Raw genomic sequence first — 16,569 nt, 5'->3', positions numbered from 1 at the left:
TGAAAGTTATCCTTACTCGTGCTAATGGCTTTTTACCCGTGCTGCTGTTTTTTTAAACCTTTCTTTTCAAAACAATTAACGTAAAATCGTCATGAAGCTGAAAGTCCTGGAGTCTCAGCAGGCTGTCGTAAATATTTTTGACCATATCCTGCGCGGAGCAGTCCATATGTTCTTCCAGCATGCGCTGAATGTCGCTGCGTTCTAAGAAACCGTTTTCGGTACGGCATTCGGTGACGCCGTCAGAAAAAAGAACGATCATGTCTCCTTCGTCCATGTGCTGTTCATATTGGCTGTAATCAAAATCCTGAGAAATTCCCAGCACCAATCCTTTTGCCTCCAGATCATAAAACTTTTTTTCTTTTTCAGAGTAGTAGAAGCCCGGTTCATGCCCCGCAGAAGCATATGTAAATTGGTGATTTTTCGTATTGTAGTTTGCGTAAAACATGGTGATAAACATGCTTGAGTCCACGTTCTGTTCTACAACGCGGTTAAGATTTTTCAGCACTTGGGAGGGGTGAATGCCGGTCTCCGGAAGAGAGTCCATGGCATACTTGATCATCGACATGCACAATGCGGCGGGTATTCCTTTTCCGATGACATCGGCTATCGCGATGTTAATCGATTCCTTGTCTTTGACAAAGTGATAATAATCCCCGCTCATCTGTTTGGCGGGGACGCTGATTGCCCCGATATCCAGATCTTCTTCTTCAGGAATTTTTGTGCCAAGCAGCGTCTGCTGAACATTTGCGGCAATTTCAATTTCTGAACGAAGCTCCTGCTGGATATCTCTCAGACTTTGATGTTCCTGATAAGCCATCCCGTAGCCAATCATGACTTCTATTAAAAAATCCAGCGAATGAAAAACATCTTCCGGCAGATCCGGATACAGTTCCTTTACTACTTTTCGGTGGATGCTGATGATCTCCTCCGGAGGAACCTGATGTTCAATCGTTTTTCGGCTGAATTTTTGGGCTTGATATAAAGATGTTTCTGTTAATTCGGCTATATATCGGCTAAGCAGCTGATGATACCGCTGCTCTATAACCTCCCTGAAATCCACGTTCTAACCTCCTACCGAAGCCATTTCACGGCTTGAATCTCTGTTCCTTCCTCTGCAACAGATTGCAGGCTGAATTCGTCCATCAGCCTTTTGACGCCCGGAAGTCCCGCTCCCAGTCCGCCTGACGTTGAAAAGCCGTCTTCCATCACTTTACGGATGTCGGGGATTCCGGGTCCTTTGTCTTCTGCTATAATTTTAAGGCCTTTTTTCCCTCTGTCGTTTACTTGTTCTATGCTGACCTGGCCCTTGCCTGCATATAAGTAAATGTTTCTGGCCAATTCTGAGATAGCCGTCGTGATTCTGGCCTGGTCCACCGTGCCGAAGCCTAATTCCTTCGCAACGTTGCGGCCAAGCTGTCTGGCGGCTACGATATCCCATTCTGTCATGATTTTCACACAGGATTGGTCGTTCATCGCTATTCCCCCAATTCCCGCTTCAATGTCTCAAGCCCTTGCTCTAAATCGAGCGCTGTTTCGATTTCCTCAAGTGAGATTCCGAGTTCAATCAATGTGACCGCCACAGCCGGCTGAATTCCCGTCAATACGACATTTGCGCCCATCAATTTAGACATGGTGATGACATCGCCGAGCACTTTCGCGATAAATGAATCGATCATGTCAACGGATGTCAGGTCAATGACGACCCCGTTTGCGCCGGTTTCATAGATTTTGTTCAGCAGATCTTCTTGAAAATGCAAAGCTGTCTGGTCGTCAAGTTCCCATTGGATGGATACCAATAAGCAGTTATACAGTTTCAGGATCGGGATTTTTGGATGTCTCACAATGTTATTCCCCCAATGAAACGATTTTTCGATTTGTCATTTCAAGCGCTGTTTGAATTCCTTTTTGAAGGGTATTCTTCGTAATAACCTGCGACAAATCAATTCCCAGATTAACGATCGTCTGCGCAATCTCCGGACGGATTCCGACGAGCAGGCATTTCGCGCCGACAAGCCGCACCGCTTCTGATGCCTGAATAATATGGTGCGCCACCATCGTATCAACGACCGGCACGCCCGTGATATCAATTAATACAACCTGTGAACGGTGCTTTACGACGCCGTTTAACAGATTTTCCATAATGTGCTTTGCACGCTCCGTATCAATCGTCCCGACAAGCGGCATGACCGTTACATGCTCAAATACCGGGATCAGCGGAGCCGACAATTCCTGAAGCGCGATTTTTTGCAAAGTAACCGTTTTTTCCCAGGAGATAGAATACTGATTTAAAATTTCCGTGTTGATCGGATTGAAAAAGCTGTCTATTTCCAAAATCAAATCTGCTCTGTCCTGATCGGCCATATTAAGGTCGACCATCGTTTCGTAAAGCAGTTTCCAAAACTCTGACAGGGTAGCTGAAAGAAGTTTTAGTGACAGACCGAGCTGAACGGCGCGCAGTGCGAGCTCACTGATCTGCTCTTCCGTAGCCTCGTCATTTTTAGTCGATAATAAAAGAATGTCTATATAGTCTTTACAAATATTTTCACATATGTGATTCGTAAGCTGATAGTCTTCCTGATTGCCTACTTCTTTTAATTTGGCTGTCCAAGTATCAAGCAGTTCATCATGCTGATCAATGATGAACTGATACACTTTCTGATTCGACATGGGTTTCACTGACCTCCCGACACAAAACAACAAATTTTGTTTGATTATCTCTTTATTATAGCGCTTATGTTTTTCGAAAACAAAAAAAGTTGCTCTATATGAGCAACCAAAATATGACTAAAAATCAATGAGTGCCAAACTGATTTGCAGGGCTTCATCAACCTTATCCATCATTTCATCATCCAGATGAGTTATTTTATCCGTTAATCTTTGCTTGTCAATCGTCCGAATTTGCTCCAGCAAAATAACGGAATCTCTTTCAAAACCGTAGCGTTTTGCATCAATTTCGACGTGGGTTGGTAATTTCGCTTTCTGTATTTGGGCTGTTATGGCTGCAACAATAGCAGTCGGGCTAAAGCGATTTCCGATATCATTTTGGATCACTAAAACCGGGCGTACGCCGCCTTGCTCTGAGCCAACAACAGGAGATAAATCAGCAAAATAAACATCGCCGCGCTTTACAATCAAAATGATTATCCTCCGCTGACTAAGCGCTCAACGGTCGTTTCTGCTTCGCACTCAGCATAGTGAGCCTCAGAAGAGATATTCAAGTTGATTTTCGCCATTTCCATATACCCGCGTCTCATCAAATCACGGTTATGGCGAGTTGTCCGTTCGCTGACATACGCTCTCACTGCTTGTGATATCAGTTCGTTTCTGCTTCGTTTCTCCCGCATCGCTACACCATCCAATTCAGCTACTAAGTTTTCGGGCAAGCTGATTTTCATTTCGGTTCTTGCGCTGGATTCAGACAAAAAACATACACCTCCACCAAACTTACGGATACGACCAATTCATCCATCCAGACATAATGATACCATTATTCAAACGTCAAGCAAAGCTGTTTTATAAATTCTCTTTTTCCGGATGACGGCTACTTGCTTGTATTATCTTGCAGTAAAGGATTTCTTACTTCCATTATACTCTCATTTTCCAAAAACATACGGGGAACGCGGGAACTAATGGTACAAGGGACCTCGTAATTAATCGTCCCAAGCCGCCCGGCGATTTCATCCATTGTGATCGTTTCTCCCTTCTGGCTGCCGATCAGGGTGACTTTGGTGCCCGGCGGATAAGATTGATCTAATTCGACCATCAATTGATCCATGCAGATTCTTCCCGCGATGTTCATCCGTTTGCCGCCGATCAGCACAGACGTGCCGCTCAGCTTGCGGAGCCACCCGTCCGCATAGCCGATGGGAACCGTTCCGATCCATTGATCCTTCTCTGCCGTATATGTTGCGCCGTAGCTGACGCTTTCCCCTTTGCGGATCTTTTTCACATGGGATAAAACAGAGTGCAGCGCAAAAGCCGGCTTCAATTGAAAAGGAATTTCGCTTTGGATGTCAGCAGAAGGACGAAGCCCGTACATACTGATGCCGAAACGAACCGCGTTAAAGAAGCCTTTTTTAAGACGAAGTCCGGCAGCGCTGTTCGCGCAGTGCACCATCAATTCTTTTAAAGGAAGCGGAGCGATTAATTTTTTAAAGCGGTCAAACTGGAAGAGGAAATAATCTCTGTTTTTCTCATCCGCGGTAGCAAAATGGGTGAATACGCCTTTACAGACTAAACCGGGATTTTGACCGAGGATTTTTAACACGCTTTGGATTTCTTCCTCCGTTTTGACTCCGAGTCTGTTCATGCCGGTGTCGACTTTCAGGTGGAACGGCACTGTTGCACTTCCGAGGTGGCGCGCGGCTTCCTGAAGCCATTCAACAGAATATCCCGTGAGTGTTACGTCATACTCGGCAGCTGCTTGTACATATTCGGGCGGCACGGCGCCAAGCACGAGAATCGGCGCTGTAATGCCCCGTTTTCTCAATGAAATCGCTTCATCCAGTATGGCTACGGCAAGACAAGAGGCACCCGCTTCAAGCGCGGCTTTCCCAACTTCCAAATCTCCGTGACCGTAAGCGTTCGCCTTTACAACCGCCATGAGATGGACGTTTTGCCCGATGTGTTTTTTCATATGCGTGACATTTTCTTTAATCGCGGACAGGTTGATTTCCGCCCACGTTTCTCTGTAAAAGGATGCTGTGTTCATTCGATACACTTCCTAGCATTATTTTCGATTCATATTGTTATTATCATACTAAAATTATTCTGCAAAGTGAAATGGAATCAAAAAAGAGACCGACAGCGGCGGCCTCTTTTTTGACGTTATTTTGACGACTGTCCCTGCATGCTTTTGGCGGCGGCCACCATTTCATCTTTTGTCAGATCCTGTGATGACAGAAGATAATCCACTCCGTCATATGTCCACGTTAAAGACGTATCAGATAATGCGGCCACCGTGAAGCCGAGATTAACCGGTTCGCCTTTCAGCGTGACGGCAGAGGCGGCTTTTGCGATATGGGCTTTTTCTTGAATAAGGGTGAAGGATTTTTCTCCGCCGTAAGTCATGACGATCCGTTTGCCGTCCGCCGTTGAAATATCTTTCTCTTCAAGTTTTTTGACGCCGGCCGGCACTTGAAGCGGTGTTTTGACCGCAAATGAATCAGACGGCTTGGCGCTTGTGGCGACGTCCATCTGGGAAAGCGTCATATTTTTCTTCTCGTCAAAAGAGTCTTTATCAAACGGTTTGTTGAATTCAAAGCTTTTGAATTCGACTTTTACCATCACTTTCCGGTCTGTATCCATAACTTTGACGAGCGACGGGCTCATGTCCTTTTTGTTGAAAGTGATTTCCTGAGTCGGCAGCATTTTGTTGTGCTGATAGTTTGTTTTTGTTTCAAACGTGTACTTTTTATCTTTGGCGGAATAGACGGCGTCTTTGTCATGCTGCACGTCCTTTACAAGTGACTCAAACAAATATACTTGGCTGCTGTTATTCGGCCAGTCGCTTTGGAATCTGAAGCTCTTATTTAAAGACGGCGTGAGGACAAAGACTCCGTTGGCGTTCCGTAAAATGACTTGGTTTTGGTCTTTTTTCGGATTTTCCAGATAGACCCGGTACAGGGAAGGTTTTTTATGCCAGATTTCCACATTGTATACTTGCGGATCACTCCCCGTTTCAATGGTCATTTTGGCTTTCGCTTTATACGAGGTGTATTCTTTCGCCTTCTTATCTAAACCGTTCACGATATCTTCCTGTGACTTTTGGCCGCAGGCCGAAAGAATAAGGACGGCAAGCAGTCCCGTTAAAAGCAAAACAAAGCTTTTTCTCACCTTTTTTCAACCCCTTCTTCTCAATTGATGTAAAGGGAAGAAATCGCTTGTTTGACTTTAACGGTACGCCCTGAACGGACGGACGCGTACCATAAAAGCCTCAAACAACTTGTCTCCCTTAATGCACTATCAAATATATGAAGGGGTTTCGGCTAATATGCAGACTAGCGTGACAACCTTTCAATCACGACCTGTGCCGCGGCGTATTCTTTTGTATGGGTAATGGAGACGTGAACCGCCGCGCCGTCAAGCTTGGCGCAGGCCAGCACAGGCTTTCCCGCCGTGTCGTTTCCGGTTTCAATATCCTGAAAGCTGAGCTCTTTGCCGATACCTGTGCCGTATGCTTTCGAAAAGGCTTCTTTTGCCGCAAATCTTCCCGCGAGAAATTCAATTTTCCTTTTGTCCGACAGCAATGTAAAGCGGGCGTATTCAGCCTCCGTCAATATTCTTTTGGGAAACCTCGCCTGCCGGCTGAGCATGTTTTCAATTCTGTGCAGTTCAACGATGTCGATTCCGATTCCGAAAATCATGTGAATTCCTCCTAAAAGTCCGTACTAAAAAACGGTTTATGTCATAAACGTGTTACTATATATGTAACAAATCAGATGCAAAGGGGCTTGCGATGTTTATACGAACGGAAAATTTCCAGACTTTTATCAGACGTTATCCGGCCGTCAGCTGTATCTTGGCGCTGCAGGCGTTCTTGTGGCTGTTTTTCAGTATGCCGCTTCATTCCGTCATGATGTGGTCAGATGCTGTGACCGGCTATAATTACGGCGTTTCCTCGGGAGAATGGTGGCGGCTGGTGACACCGATGTTTTTACACGCGAATTTCACTCACCTTTTGTTTAACTCCATGTCTCTCTTTTTATTCGCGCCCCCGCTTGAGCAGATGCTCGGAAAAGTCCGTTTTCTGATTGTGTACATCGCATCGGGCATTATCGGCAATATCGGCACGTATCTTGCCGAACCGCTTGATTATGTGCATGTCGGCGCATCCGGCGCGATCTTCGGACTTTTCGGCGTGTATGTGTTTCTGACTGTTTTCCGCAAGGAGCTGATCGGCCGGGATCAGTCGAAAATGATTATGACCCTGCTTATCATCGCGGTGCTGTCGACGTTTATCAACTCTAATATTAACATTATGGCGCATTTGTTCGGACTGGCAGGCGGATTTTTGCTTTCCTTTTTATGCGTGCAGCAAAAAAAGCGGCGGTATTAACCGTCCGCTTTTTCATATGAATACCAGCGCCCGATGCGTTCGGCATCTTCCTCGCTGACATCCTTCAGCATGACATGCTCCATGTGGTGAGCTGATTTCACTGCGGTAGCCACAGATGCGAGCCGCCTTCTTTTTTGCAGAAAGGAGCGGCTGACTTCAAACATTTGCATTCTTCTTCTCAGCATAATCGTGGTCGTCTTCCCGATAAGCCTCGTGGTGATCTGAAGCCTGCCGCCGTTTATGCACCATGACGCTGTCCTAAACGAGGCATATCCAAGCACCATTTCGACGGGAAGCACAAGGAGCGATGCATATCCCCACGGTTTAAACAGAATACAAAGCGGGATGATCACGAATACCGAGAAGATTATGGATCGGAATAAATACCGGCGCAGCGCCCTTTTCGGCAAATGATTCCGGTTTTCTTCCAGCACGTAATCCGGTGTGAAACCATTCAGCATCACTCCGAGCTTTGATTTGCGGATGATCGGAAACAGAATCGTCTGTGCTCCTTCTTTCTCATTCCCCGCACTGCCGGCGCTGACAATCGCAACCGTCGCGTATCCGAATAATTGCCTGATCACATTTTCTTTCATTTTAATGGCTTGGATTTTACGGAGCGGGATCGTCACTTGATGCTTTTCAATAATTCCTCTGGTAATGACCAATTCGTGTTCTTTTTTTTCTATCTTAAAGTTGGCATGCTTGATCATCATACCGGCGATGCTTAACAGCCAGGCGATGAACAATCCTATGAAAATGATCACGGCGTATATGCCGATGCTCGCATGCTTGAGAAAGGAAAACCTGTCATAGAGCCAGTCCATCGGAAGTACTTCATCAATCTGAGAAAAGAGGGCGAATACCGCTGAGATGATGACACCGATTCCCCCGGATGTTGAGGCGGCCATAAGCAGCTCACCTACAGACAGGCGGTAAACGGATTGCACATCTTCCCCGCGCATCGGCTCCTGCTCCGCTGCGGTCTCCCCTCGTTCTTCTTGCTCCGCTTTTTGCTGAAAAACAGCCGCTCTGATCCGTTCCGCCTCTTCCACAGTAATGGCGGATAAGACGGCTTCAGCGTTTTTCCCTTCGCCGGCTGTTTCGATTTGAAGCTTAACAAGCTTAAAAAGCTGCTGAATGATGCCGGCACTCGTATTCATTGATTGAATCCGGTCAATGGAGATGTATCTCTTTTTCGTAAAAAACAAGCCTTCTTCAATTCTGAATTCTCCGTCCTCAATCCGGTATGTAAATTTTCTCCACTCGATCACACTTGCCGTAATCAGCCAGATAAGCAGGACGGCGAGCGCAATGCCTCCGTAAAAGCGGATGAAGTGGTTGGAATTAACAATATAGACGAGAAAAAATGGCAGAATAATGTTTTTAATGGTTTCGATAATAATATGGAATAAGTTCAAAATCACGGCCGCCGGGTGCAGACGTTTCGGCTCAGACATCATCTTCCGTCACCCTTGCCAGACGGGAAATGGAATCCCTCAGCCGGTCAGCTTCCTCCATATCAAGCGCCGGAATGGAATGAACGGTTGCCGCCGTGGAGATTTTGACTGAGGCCAGACGGTACCTTCTGAGGAGCGGGCCTTGTGAAGTATCTACGTGCTGCACCCTCACCATCGGCACAATGACCCGTTTGACAATAAAAATGCCGGATTGAATATCAATTTCATTTTCATGGACTTCATAGCGCCAGATCCTGTGCCTGATTTTCGGTATGGCATAGACGGATATCACTGAACCGAAGATCCAAATGATGCCGAGGACTCCGGTGATCCAATACGGCCAATGGAAGAAATGGCTTAAAACAGCTGCTGCTATAACGGCCAGAAGACAGAAGGCGGACAGGATGATTTCCTGAAGACGCCAGACTTTTAAGCCGCTTGGACTGATTCGATTTTTTGGCTGTGCTCTCAACATACCTACCTCCCATTTTTTATCATACATACAAATACGGCTGATTTGCAAAAAAGATTCACTTTCCGGCATATCAAAAAAAAGCGGACCCCGTAAAAGGGTCCGCTTCCTGTGTCTTAGTATGATTTTTTCTGGCGTCTGTCACCTGAAGAACGGCGGTCGCTTGAGCGTTTTTTATCGTAGGAAGAACGGTTGTTTGTTTTCCCTTTGCCGCCGCGGTAGCCGCCGCCTTGGCCGTCTCTGCGCTTAGAAGTACGCTGGTTTTTATAGCGTTTGCTGACCATCGGCGCTTCATCAGTGAGGCGTACAGGCGTGCTGTCCGGCTCTTTTGTCGCCATTTTAATGGCTGCAGCCACAACTGTCACTGCATCATGATCTTCTAACAATTCCGCAGCTGCCGTCATGTAGAAGTTCAGGTTGTTTTCGCTGATCGCCGTGCGCAGACGGTCAACCGTCATCTGCTGCTGACCTTCTAATGCTTCGTCAAGCGTCGGCTCTTTCATGCGGTCCATTTTGCGTTTTGTCGTTTGTTCGATCGCGCGAAGCATGTTTTTCTCACGCGGTGTGATAAACGTCATCGCCATACCCGTTTTTCCTGCGCGTCCCGTTCTTCCGATACGGTGAACGTAGCTTTCAGGATCTTGAGGCACGTCAAAGTTGTAAACGTGGGTAACGCCTGAGATATCAAGTCCACGGGCGGCAACGTCAGTCGCTACAAGCACTTCGATCGCACCTTCTTTAAATTTACGAAGCGCAACCATACGTTTCGCCTGCGTTAAGTCGCCGTGAATTCCTTCGGCCGCATATCCGCGAAGGTTCAGGGCTTCAGCAAGCTCATCGACACGGCGTTTTGTACGTCCGAATACGATCGCAAGTTCCGGAGACTGAATGTCAAGAAGACGAGTCAGGGTATCGAATTTTTTGCGCTCCTGCACTTCCAAGTAGAACTGCTGAATGTTGGACACAGTCATTTCTTTCGCTTTTACTTTTACGTGTTCCGGCTCAGTCATGAAACGCTCTGCGATCCGTTTGATCGGCGCAGGCATTGTTGCTGAGAATAAGAGCGTTTGGTGCTCGCTCGGTACATTTGAGAGAATGGATTCAATATCATCAATGAATCCCATGTTCAGCATTTCATCAGCCTCATCCATGACAACCGTATTCACGTTGTTTAAACGGATCGTACGGCGGTTGATATGGTCAAGAAGACGCCCCGGCGTACCTACGATGATATGCGGGTTTTTCTTCAATGCGCGGATCTGACGTCCGATATCCTGTCCGCCATAAATAGGCAGCACTTTCGCACGCTTATCTTGTCCGATTTTATATAACTCTTCAGATACTTGAATGGCTAATTCACGGGTTGGCGCGATTACGATTGCTTGAATATTAGGAGACTCGGGGTTCATTTTTTCAACAAGGGGTATACCGAACGCAGCTGTTTTACCTGTACCTGTTTGCGCTTGTCCGATGACATCTTTATTTAAAAGTCCGAGCGGAATCGTTTGTGCCTGGATCGGTGTTGCTTCTTCAAATCCCATACGATTGATTGATTTCATGAGATCAGAACTTAATTGGAAATCTTGAAACGTTATAGTCAAATTATTCAAACTCCTTCTGATTGCTGTTTCAGTAATGTCGTGATTTACCACTAAAAACCGCCCTTTCATCCAAAGGACAGGATCATACGTATACAAAGCCCGAATTACTTTACGTTTAATCTTACCATTACACTATGTGTTTTTCAATAAGGCGAGATGGTCAGGCGGCCGGAAGCGGCCTGACCGGATTCTTCCCGCGAACGGGGCCGGACCCCGCGCCGGACGGGATTTCCCAGCCGGCGGTCTTTCTTTTTCATACGGACAGAATTATTTCACCCTGAATTAGTTTCTTCATTTTTGTATATTTTTATGATGCTGATCATTATTTTTTCAGTGCTTCTCTAATAAATCTTTAACGATTTCTTCGAGCTTCATACCTCTCGATGCTTTAAACAGAAGGAGATCGCCGGAAGCGGCCATTTCCTGTATAGCGTGAAGCAGTTCTTTTTTGTCAAGATAATGGCTGACGCGCCCTTCTTCAAAATGCCGGCGCGCTCCGTCAGCGATGAATGCGCCGAGTGTGCCGTAAGTAAATACATGGTCGATTTCCGCCGGATTGACCGCAGCTCCGCATTCTTCGTGGAATGCTTTTTCTTCATCACCAAGTTCAAGCATATCACCGAGCACGAGCATTTTCTTCCGATAGCCTTTCATCGTTTCGATTAATTCGACCGCCGCTTTCATTGACGTCGGGCTCGCATTATACGCGTCGTTTACGATCGAGATGCCGTTGTCCGTTTTGACCAGTTCCAATCTCATCCCTGTCACCTTCAGACGGCTCAGTCCCAGAGCGGCATTTTCCGGCGTAATGCCGAAATAGATGCCGGCGGCGTATGCGGCCATGGCATTCATCACATTATGTCTGCCGAGAACGGGAATAAAGAAAGAACGGTCGATCCCGTCGATATTAAAGTACGTGCCTTCTTCCGCCTGTTTTATTTCTTTCAGGGGGAGATCATTGTCCGCGCCTGCGCCGTATGTCGTTGTCCGGCAAGTGTACGTCTTTTCGCGGAGCAGCGGCTCATCCCCGAAATAAAACAGAACGCCGTCTTCCCGAAGTCCGTTTATAATTTCAAGTTTCGCCTCCGCAATTCCTTCTCTTGAGCCTAAATCCTGCATGTGGGATTCGCCGATATTGGTAATGACGGCAGCTTCCGGTTCAGCAAGACGGCTCAGAAAATCAATTTCGCCTCTCGCGCTCATTCCCATTTCTAAAACGGCGATTTCTGTATCTTCAGGCATGGCAAGCACGGTCAGCGGCAGGCCGATATGGTTGTTGAAATTGCCGGCGGTTTTGTGAACGCGGTACTGCGTGCCGAGAACGGCGTGAAGCATGTCTTTCGTTGTCGTTTTTCCGTTGCTCCCGGTCACCCCGATAACCCGTGTGCCGAGCTCTTCCAAATAAGCTTTTGCCAATGTTTGCAGCGCCTCCAACGTGTCATCGACAAGGATGACAGCACGCTCTTCCGGCGGATTCGGTTCAGAGCGGTCCCACAACACCGCGGAAACGCCTTTTTCGAATGCTTGCGGCACAAAGGTGTGGCCGTTAAAATGCTCGCCTTTTAAAGGAATGAACAGCTGATTTTTTTCCAAAGTCCGCGTATCGGTTGCGGCGCCCTCAATCATTGTTTGTTCAAATACGGGATTTGTCAGTGTGCCTTTGACCATGTCTGCGATTCGCTTTACAGTTCGCTTTATCAAAGGTGGCACCTCGCTTTCTGAAAATGTTGTCTGTTACGGGAAAAGACACTGCCCCTTCAGGCAGTGTCCGTCTTCATTAAAATGTATGTTTAATCAGCTGTTTTTCGGCATGGCGTTCTTTTGCCAGCTCAACCAGCTGTTCGATTAGATCACTGTAATCTACGCCTGCTTCTTTCCAAAGCAGCGGGAACATGCTGAATGGCGTAAAGCCCGGCATTGTGTTCACTTCGTTAATGAGCACTTGACCGTCATTGGTCAGGAAGAAATCGGCGCGGACAAGGCCTGATCCGTCAATCGCTTTGAAGGCTTTAATCGCCATCTCGCTGATTTCCGCATATTGTTCATCCGTCACTTGCGCGGGAATCATTAAATCCGTGTCGCCGTCTTCATATTTCGCCTTGTAATCGTAAAAGTCGGTTTTCGGCGCGATTTCACCGACGGCGGAGCATTTCGGTTCGTCATTTCCGAGTACGCCGATTTCGATTTCTCTGCCGGCGATTCCTTCTTCCACCACAATTTTCCGGTCATACTCAAAAGCCAGTTCGAAGGCTTTTTCAAGCTCTTCGCGATTTCGGCATTTGCTGATTCCGACGCTTGACCCGAGGTTCGCCGGTTTGACGAAGCACGGATACCCAAGCTCCTCTTCAACCTGCTGTAAGCAGCTGTCCGGCGTCTGTTTCCAGTCCTTTTTTAAGAAAGCGGCGTACTTCGCCTGCGGAAGCCCCGCTTGAGCGAACAAATGCTTCATGATGACTTTATCCATGCCGGCTGATGATGCAAGCACTCCGTTGCCGACATAAGGAACGTTCAGCAATTCCAGCAGACCCTGAATGGTGCCGTCTTCACCGTTCGGTCCATGCAGAAGCGGAAATACGACATCGATCGGCGCCTTTTCGTCAGGCGACGCTTCAGGAAACATTTCCCGGTTCAATGCTGATAGAGCGAAACTTTCACCGTTTTGTTCCAGCTGAAGCATTTTCACGTTGGAAACCGGCTCAGTCAGCAGCGGGCCTCTTTGCCATTCTCCTTTTTCAGTGATGTAAATCGGATGTATATCAAACTTCTCAGTATTAAGCGCTTTTGTTACAGCTAATGCTGTCTGCAGCGATACATTGTGTTCGGCTGACTTTCCGCCGTACACCAATCCTAGACTTGTTTTCAATGGATATTCCCCCCACAACAATTCATCTTTACTATCTTATCACTTTCCTCAGAAAATGATCTAATTATTTTTGGGCATTCTGAATATGAAAGCATTTGTATGTAATTCCTTTTTATTTTATATTAAAATGGCATGGAAAAGGAGATGTGTCATATGAAAAAAATCAGTACAACAGAACAATTTAATGAACTTATTCAATCCGACAAGGAAATCATCGTGAAATTTTTCGCTGACTGGTGCCCTGACTGCACGCGCATGAATATGTTCATCGGCGATATTTTGGAAGAATATAATCAAAATGATTGGTATGAACTGAACAGAGACGAGCTCCCTGAGCTTGCCGACAAATATCAGGTAATGGGCATACCGAGCCTTCTGATCTTTAAAAACGGCGAAAAGAAAGCGCATCTTCACAGCGCAAACGCGAAAACGCCCGAAGAAGTCACAGAGTTTTTATCACAGCATATTTAATTCGTTTCACGATCTTTGTTTATGACTTCAGGCTCTACATGAACATGGACATGAGTCACATCATGTTCATGTTTTATTGCATATTCGACCTCATCGGCTACTTCATGGCCTTCTTTCACAGACAGTCCCGGATCTACCGTAATGACCATTTCCACATGAACCGTGCTCCCCAAATACCTTGCTTTCACATCCTTCAGCCTGCTGACCTCTTTTATTTCTTTCACTGTGTGTTTATACGGCTCCAAATCTTTCAGATCAAACCCGTCCGTCAATGAGTGGGAAGCATCTTTGAAGATGTCCCATGCCGTCTTACAGATGATGATTCCGATCAGAAAAGCAATGACCGGATCAATCCACGGCAGATGAAGCCGGGCCGTTAAGACGCCTATAAACGCCCCAATACTGACATAGGCGTCAGAACGGCTGTCTTTCGCCGCCGCATGAAGCGCAGAACTTTTAACCCGATCCGCAAGTCGGCTGTTATATACATACATGCCGTACATTACAATCGCGCTCCCGAGCGCCGTCCATGCCGCAATGAAGCTCGGCTCGGCCTCCGTTCCGCTGACAATCGCCTTTGCTCCTCCGATCAGCACTTCAATACCGACCGCCATCATAATAAAAGACGCAATTAATGAAGAAATTGTTTCAGCCCGATAATGTCCGTAAGCATGATCACTGTCCGCGGGTCGCTGGGAAATCCGGAGCCCGATCAGCACAGCCAGTGATGCGACAATATCCGTGGCATTATTTAACCCGTCCGCTCTGAGCGCTTCGGAATGATAAATAAGACCGATCACCAGTTTGACGGCGGCAAGGATGAGGTACGCGGCGATATTAAGAATCGCGCCTTTTTCGCCCCGTTTTAAGTTTGCCGTTTGATCATTCATGTAAGGACTCCTCCATTCTCATTCATAGTATGGATGGAAAAGCGGAAAAATAGCAGCTTTGATCTGACAGAAACGCAATCAATTCGACAGCATTATTCCCCGGGAAACTTTTTGTCGAAAAATTGGCGGTATTTTTCCTTTACATATGAATATGCCCATTGTATACTTTCATTAACTGATAATGATTCTCAATATCATTTGATTAGGAGGGTAATCATGAGGTCTTCTCCTCAGCTCAGATCATCAGTTGAAGGACGAAAAAAACATCTGATCCATTTGCTGATCAATAACGGAATATACAAAAAGTCGGAACGGCATTTATATGAATTATCGCTCGGAGAATTAGAAAGCGAATACAAATATGTTAGGAAGGTGCGGGCTCATGGCGAAACGTAAAATAAAAACATACGAACAGCTGATAAAAGAAAACAAGGCGGCCATTATGAATAATCAAAAGCTGATGAATGTGATCTATGACAGAATTGACCGCAAGCATCAAAAACTGCTCCGGCACAACAGCCATACATAAAAAGAGCCTTTTTCAGGCTCTTTTTTTATTGCTCAAAGGCTTCCGCCGCTAATTTGCCGATGACCGCATCGTCCATCGGCGGATTGTGAAGGCCGGCCCGGGCATCCCGGTAATACCGCTGAAGCGGATTATTTCGCTCCAGGCTTTTGGCGCCGGTGATTCTCATTGCTTTATCAACAACAGAAAGGACGGCATTTGTCACAATATGTTTTGCCGCGCCGAGCTCGCTTTTGATGAAAGGACGGCGTTTCGGGTCATCACACATTTGCGCCGCAGTGAAGAGAAACTGTCTCGCTTTTAACAATTCAAGCTCCATTTCCCCGACACGCTGCCCAACGGCCGGCACGTCTTTAATCGGTCCGTTCAGGCTGTTCGGCGAATATTCGGATGCAAACCGGACGGCATAGTCCCTTGCCGCTTGAGCGATGCCCAGATAAGCAGCGGGAATGTGAAGCAGCCAGCCATTCACTTTCGCCGCTCTCGGCCCGCTGATAAGCTCCACAAGCCGCTCATCACTGACCGTGACATGATCTAAAAGGAGATCATGGCTTCCGGTCGCCTTCATGGCAATCATATCCCATGTTTCTTCGACTGAAACGCCTGCCTGATCTTTATGAATGAGAAAAACACCGGTCGTTTGTTTTTCTTCAATCCATGCCGTCACAAGCATATAATCCAAAGTCAGTGAAAGGGTTGTAAAGGTTTTTCGGCCGTTCAGCACCCATTTTCCGTCTTTTTTGACAGCGGAGGTGCCGGGTCTTCCTCCCCTCGTCGGACTGCCGGTCTGCCGTTCCGTCGCTGCCCTGTTCAGGACGGCTCCCTTTTTCACCTCTTCTGTGATAAATGAAAAGACACCTTCATCCCAGCTGTTTCCTTCTCCGAGCTCACCCATGACGGATAAATGCCAGCCGATTCCGAGAGCAACGGCCGCGTCTCCCCGCGCCAGCCGTTCCTGAAACAGCACCATATCATAAACGGAAATGCCTGCACCGCCGAATGCCTCAGGCACCGTTAACGCCGTATATCCCGCGTCGCGCAGTCTTTGAATTTTCTCCGCGGGAAAACGGCCCGCCTCATCATCAAGCGCGGCTGTTTGTTGAAATTCGTCTGCAAGCAGGCCGATTTTTTCCATCCATAACCTCTGCCGTTCATTCTGTATCCATAAAGACACTGGAATCCCCCCATTATAATTCCGATAAAGTTAATAAGTATTATAGAGATTCAAG

Annotated in this window: 20 protein-coding genes; 4 read left to right on the top strand and 16 right to left on the bottom strand. The window is 46.9% G+C overall.

Going from position 1 to position 16,569, the window contains the following annotated elements:
• Nucleotides 1-52 precede the first annotated feature (52 nt).
• The 9 genes from J6600_RS02495 to acpS all read right to left on the bottom strand — a co-directional run bounded on the left by J6600_RS02495 (nt 53) and on the right by acpS (nt 6,365).
• Nucleotides 53-1,060, bottom strand: a complete 1,008-nt coding sequence (locus J6600_RS02495) for a PP2C family protein-serine/threonine phosphatase (protein ID WP_007609589.1) — start codon at nt 1,058-1,060, stop codon at nt 53-55.
• 11 nt (nt 1,061-1,071) lie between these two features.
• The gene (locus J6600_RS02490; protein WP_003156178.1) at nt 1,072-1,473 is read right to left on the bottom strand and encodes an anti-sigma regulatory factor; all 402 of its coding nucleotides are present in this window, start codon (nt 1,471-1,473) and stop codon (nt 1,072-1,074) included.
• 2 nt (nt 1,474-1,475) lie between these two features.
• Nucleotides 1,476-1,841 carry an RsbT antagonist protein RsbS gene (gene rsbS, locus J6600_RS02485; protein WP_007609584.1) on the bottom strand — a complete coding sequence of 122 codons (366 nt, stop codon included), beginning with the start codon at nt 1,839-1,841 and terminating at the stop codon, nt 1,476-1,478.
• A 4-nt stretch (nt 1,842-1,845) separates the two neighbouring features.
• The gene (locus J6600_RS02480) at nt 1,846-2,667 is read right to left on the bottom strand and encodes an STAS domain-containing protein (RefSeq protein WP_003156182.1); all 822 of its coding nucleotides are present in this window, start codon (nt 2,665-2,667) and stop codon (nt 1,846-1,848) included.
• A 117-nt stretch (nt 2,668-2,784) separates the two neighbouring features.
• Nucleotides 2,785-3,135 (bottom strand): type II toxin-antitoxin system endoribonuclease NdoA, encoded by a 351-nt coding sequence (gene ndoA, locus J6600_RS02475; RefSeq protein WP_003156187.1) that lies wholly within the window; start codon nt 3,133-3,135, stop codon nt 2,785-2,787.
• Between the two features lie 5 nt (nt 3,136-3,140).
• Nucleotides 3,141-3,422 (bottom strand): type II toxin-antitoxin system antitoxin EndoAI, encoded by a 282-nt coding sequence (gene endB / locus J6600_RS02470; RefSeq protein ID WP_003156188.1) that lies wholly within the window; start codon nt 3,420-3,422, stop codon nt 3,141-3,143.
• A 119-nt stretch (nt 3,423-3,541) separates the two neighbouring features.
• The gene (gene alr / locus J6600_RS02465; RefSeq protein WP_053285486.1) at nt 3,542-4,711 is read right to left on the bottom strand and encodes an alanine racemase; all 1,170 of its coding nucleotides are present in this window, start codon (nt 4,709-4,711) and stop codon (nt 3,542-3,544) included.
• Between the two features lie 116 nt (nt 4,712-4,827).
• On the bottom strand, nt 4,828-5,835 hold the full coding sequence (locus J6600_RS02460) for a LolA family protein (protein ID WP_007410230.1): 1,008 nt from the start codon (nt 5,833-5,835) through the stop codon (nt 4,828-4,830).
• 164 nt (nt 5,836-5,999) lie between these two features.
• On the bottom strand, nt 6,000-6,365 hold the full coding sequence (acpS, locus tag J6600_RS02455; RefSeq protein WP_095061578.1) for a holo-ACP synthase: 366 nt from the start codon (nt 6,363-6,365) through the stop codon (nt 6,000-6,002).
• A 92-nt stretch (nt 6,366-6,457) separates the two neighbouring features.
• On the opposite strand from acpS, the gene J6600_RS02450 reads away from it, so the two are divergent.
• Complete coding sequence (locus J6600_RS02450) at nt 6,458-7,057, top strand: rhomboid family intramembrane serine protease (RefSeq protein ID WP_003156193.1); 600 nt, start codon at nt 6,458-6,460, stop codon at nt 7,055-7,057.
• On the opposite strand, the gene J6600_RS02445 is transcribed toward J6600_RS02450, so the two are convergent.
• The 5 genes from J6600_RS02445 to J6600_RS02425 form a co-directional block, all read right to left on the bottom strand.
• Nucleotides 7,054-8,520: a PH domain-containing protein gene (locus J6600_RS02445; RefSeq protein ID WP_038457027.1), complete on the bottom strand. Its 1,467-nt coding sequence runs from the start codon at nt 8,518-8,520 to the stop codon at nt 7,054-7,056. The genes J6600_RS02450 and J6600_RS02445 overlap by 4 nt on opposite strands.
• Complete coding sequence (locus J6600_RS02440) at nt 8,510-8,989, bottom strand: PH domain-containing protein (protein ID WP_007410226.1); 480 nt, start codon at nt 8,987-8,989, stop codon at nt 8,510-8,512. The genes J6600_RS02445 and J6600_RS02440 overlap by 11 nt, the downstream gene beginning before the upstream one ends.
• Nucleotides 8,990-9,105: 116 nt before the next feature.
• Nucleotides 9,106-10,590 (bottom strand): degradosome RNA helicase CshA, encoded by a 1,485-nt coding sequence (gene cshA / locus J6600_RS02435; protein WP_209387913.1) that lies wholly within the window; start codon nt 10,588-10,590, stop codon nt 9,106-9,108.
• Nucleotides 10,591-10,920: 330 nt separating this feature from the next.
• Complete coding sequence (locus J6600_RS02430) at nt 10,921-12,291, bottom strand: UDP-N-acetylmuramoyl-tripeptide--D-alanyl-D-alanine ligase (protein WP_209387912.1); 1,371 nt, start codon at nt 12,289-12,291, stop codon at nt 10,921-10,923.
• 76 nt (nt 12,292-12,367) lie between these two features.
• Nucleotides 12,368-13,453, bottom strand: coding sequence for a D-alanine--D-alanine ligase (locus J6600_RS02425; RefSeq protein ID WP_003156199.1), 1,086 nt, complete (start codon nt 13,451-13,453; stop codon nt 12,368-12,370).
• A 153-nt stretch (nt 13,454-13,606) separates the two neighbouring features.
• Here J6600_RS02425 and J6600_RS02420 point away from each other — a divergent pair, with 153 nt between their 5' ends.
• A complete protein-coding gene (locus J6600_RS02420) occupies nt 13,607-13,924 on the top strand; it encodes a thioredoxin family protein (protein ID WP_003156200.1) in 318 nt (105 codons plus the stop codon).
• Here J6600_RS02420 and J6600_RS02415 read toward each other — a convergent pair.
• Nucleotides 13,921-14,814: a cation diffusion facilitator family transporter gene (locus J6600_RS02415; protein ID WP_007410221.1), complete on the bottom strand. Its 894-nt coding sequence runs from the start codon at nt 14,812-14,814 to the stop codon at nt 13,921-13,923. The two genes, J6600_RS02420 and J6600_RS02415, sit on opposite strands and share 4 nt — an antisense overlap.
• Nucleotides 14,815-15,030: 216 nt before the next feature.
• Here J6600_RS02415 and J6600_RS02410 point away from each other — a divergent pair, with 216 nt between their 5' ends.
• Both J6600_RS02410 and fbpB read left to right on the top strand, forming a co-directional pair.
• Complete coding sequence (locus J6600_RS02410) at nt 15,031-15,210, top strand: Fur-regulated basic protein FbpA (protein ID WP_003156203.1); 180 nt, start codon at nt 15,031-15,033, stop codon at nt 15,208-15,210.
• Complete coding sequence (fbpB, locus tag J6600_RS02405) at nt 15,197-15,343, top strand: Fur-regulated basic protein FbpB (RefSeq protein ID WP_003156206.1); 147 nt, start codon at nt 15,197-15,199, stop codon at nt 15,341-15,343. The genes J6600_RS02410 and fbpB overlap by 14 nt, the downstream gene beginning before the upstream one ends.
• 25 nt (nt 15,344-15,368) lie before the next feature.
• Here the strand turns inward: fbpB and J6600_RS02400 are convergent, their stop codons facing one another.
• Complete coding sequence (locus J6600_RS02400) at nt 15,369-16,514, bottom strand: acyl-CoA dehydrogenase family protein (protein ID WP_209387911.1); 1,146 nt, start codon at nt 16,512-16,514, stop codon at nt 15,369-15,371.
• Between the last annotated feature and the right edge of the window lie 55 nt (nt 16,515-16,569).

It is taken from the genome of Bacillus sp. LJBV19 (assembly GCF_017797845.1).
Taxonomy (GTDB): Bacteria; Bacillota; Bacilli; order Bacillales; family Bacillaceae; genus Bacillus; species Bacillus velezensis.
Note: the sequence above shows the minus strand (reverse complement) of the source record. Positions and strands in the feature narration are given on the sequence as shown.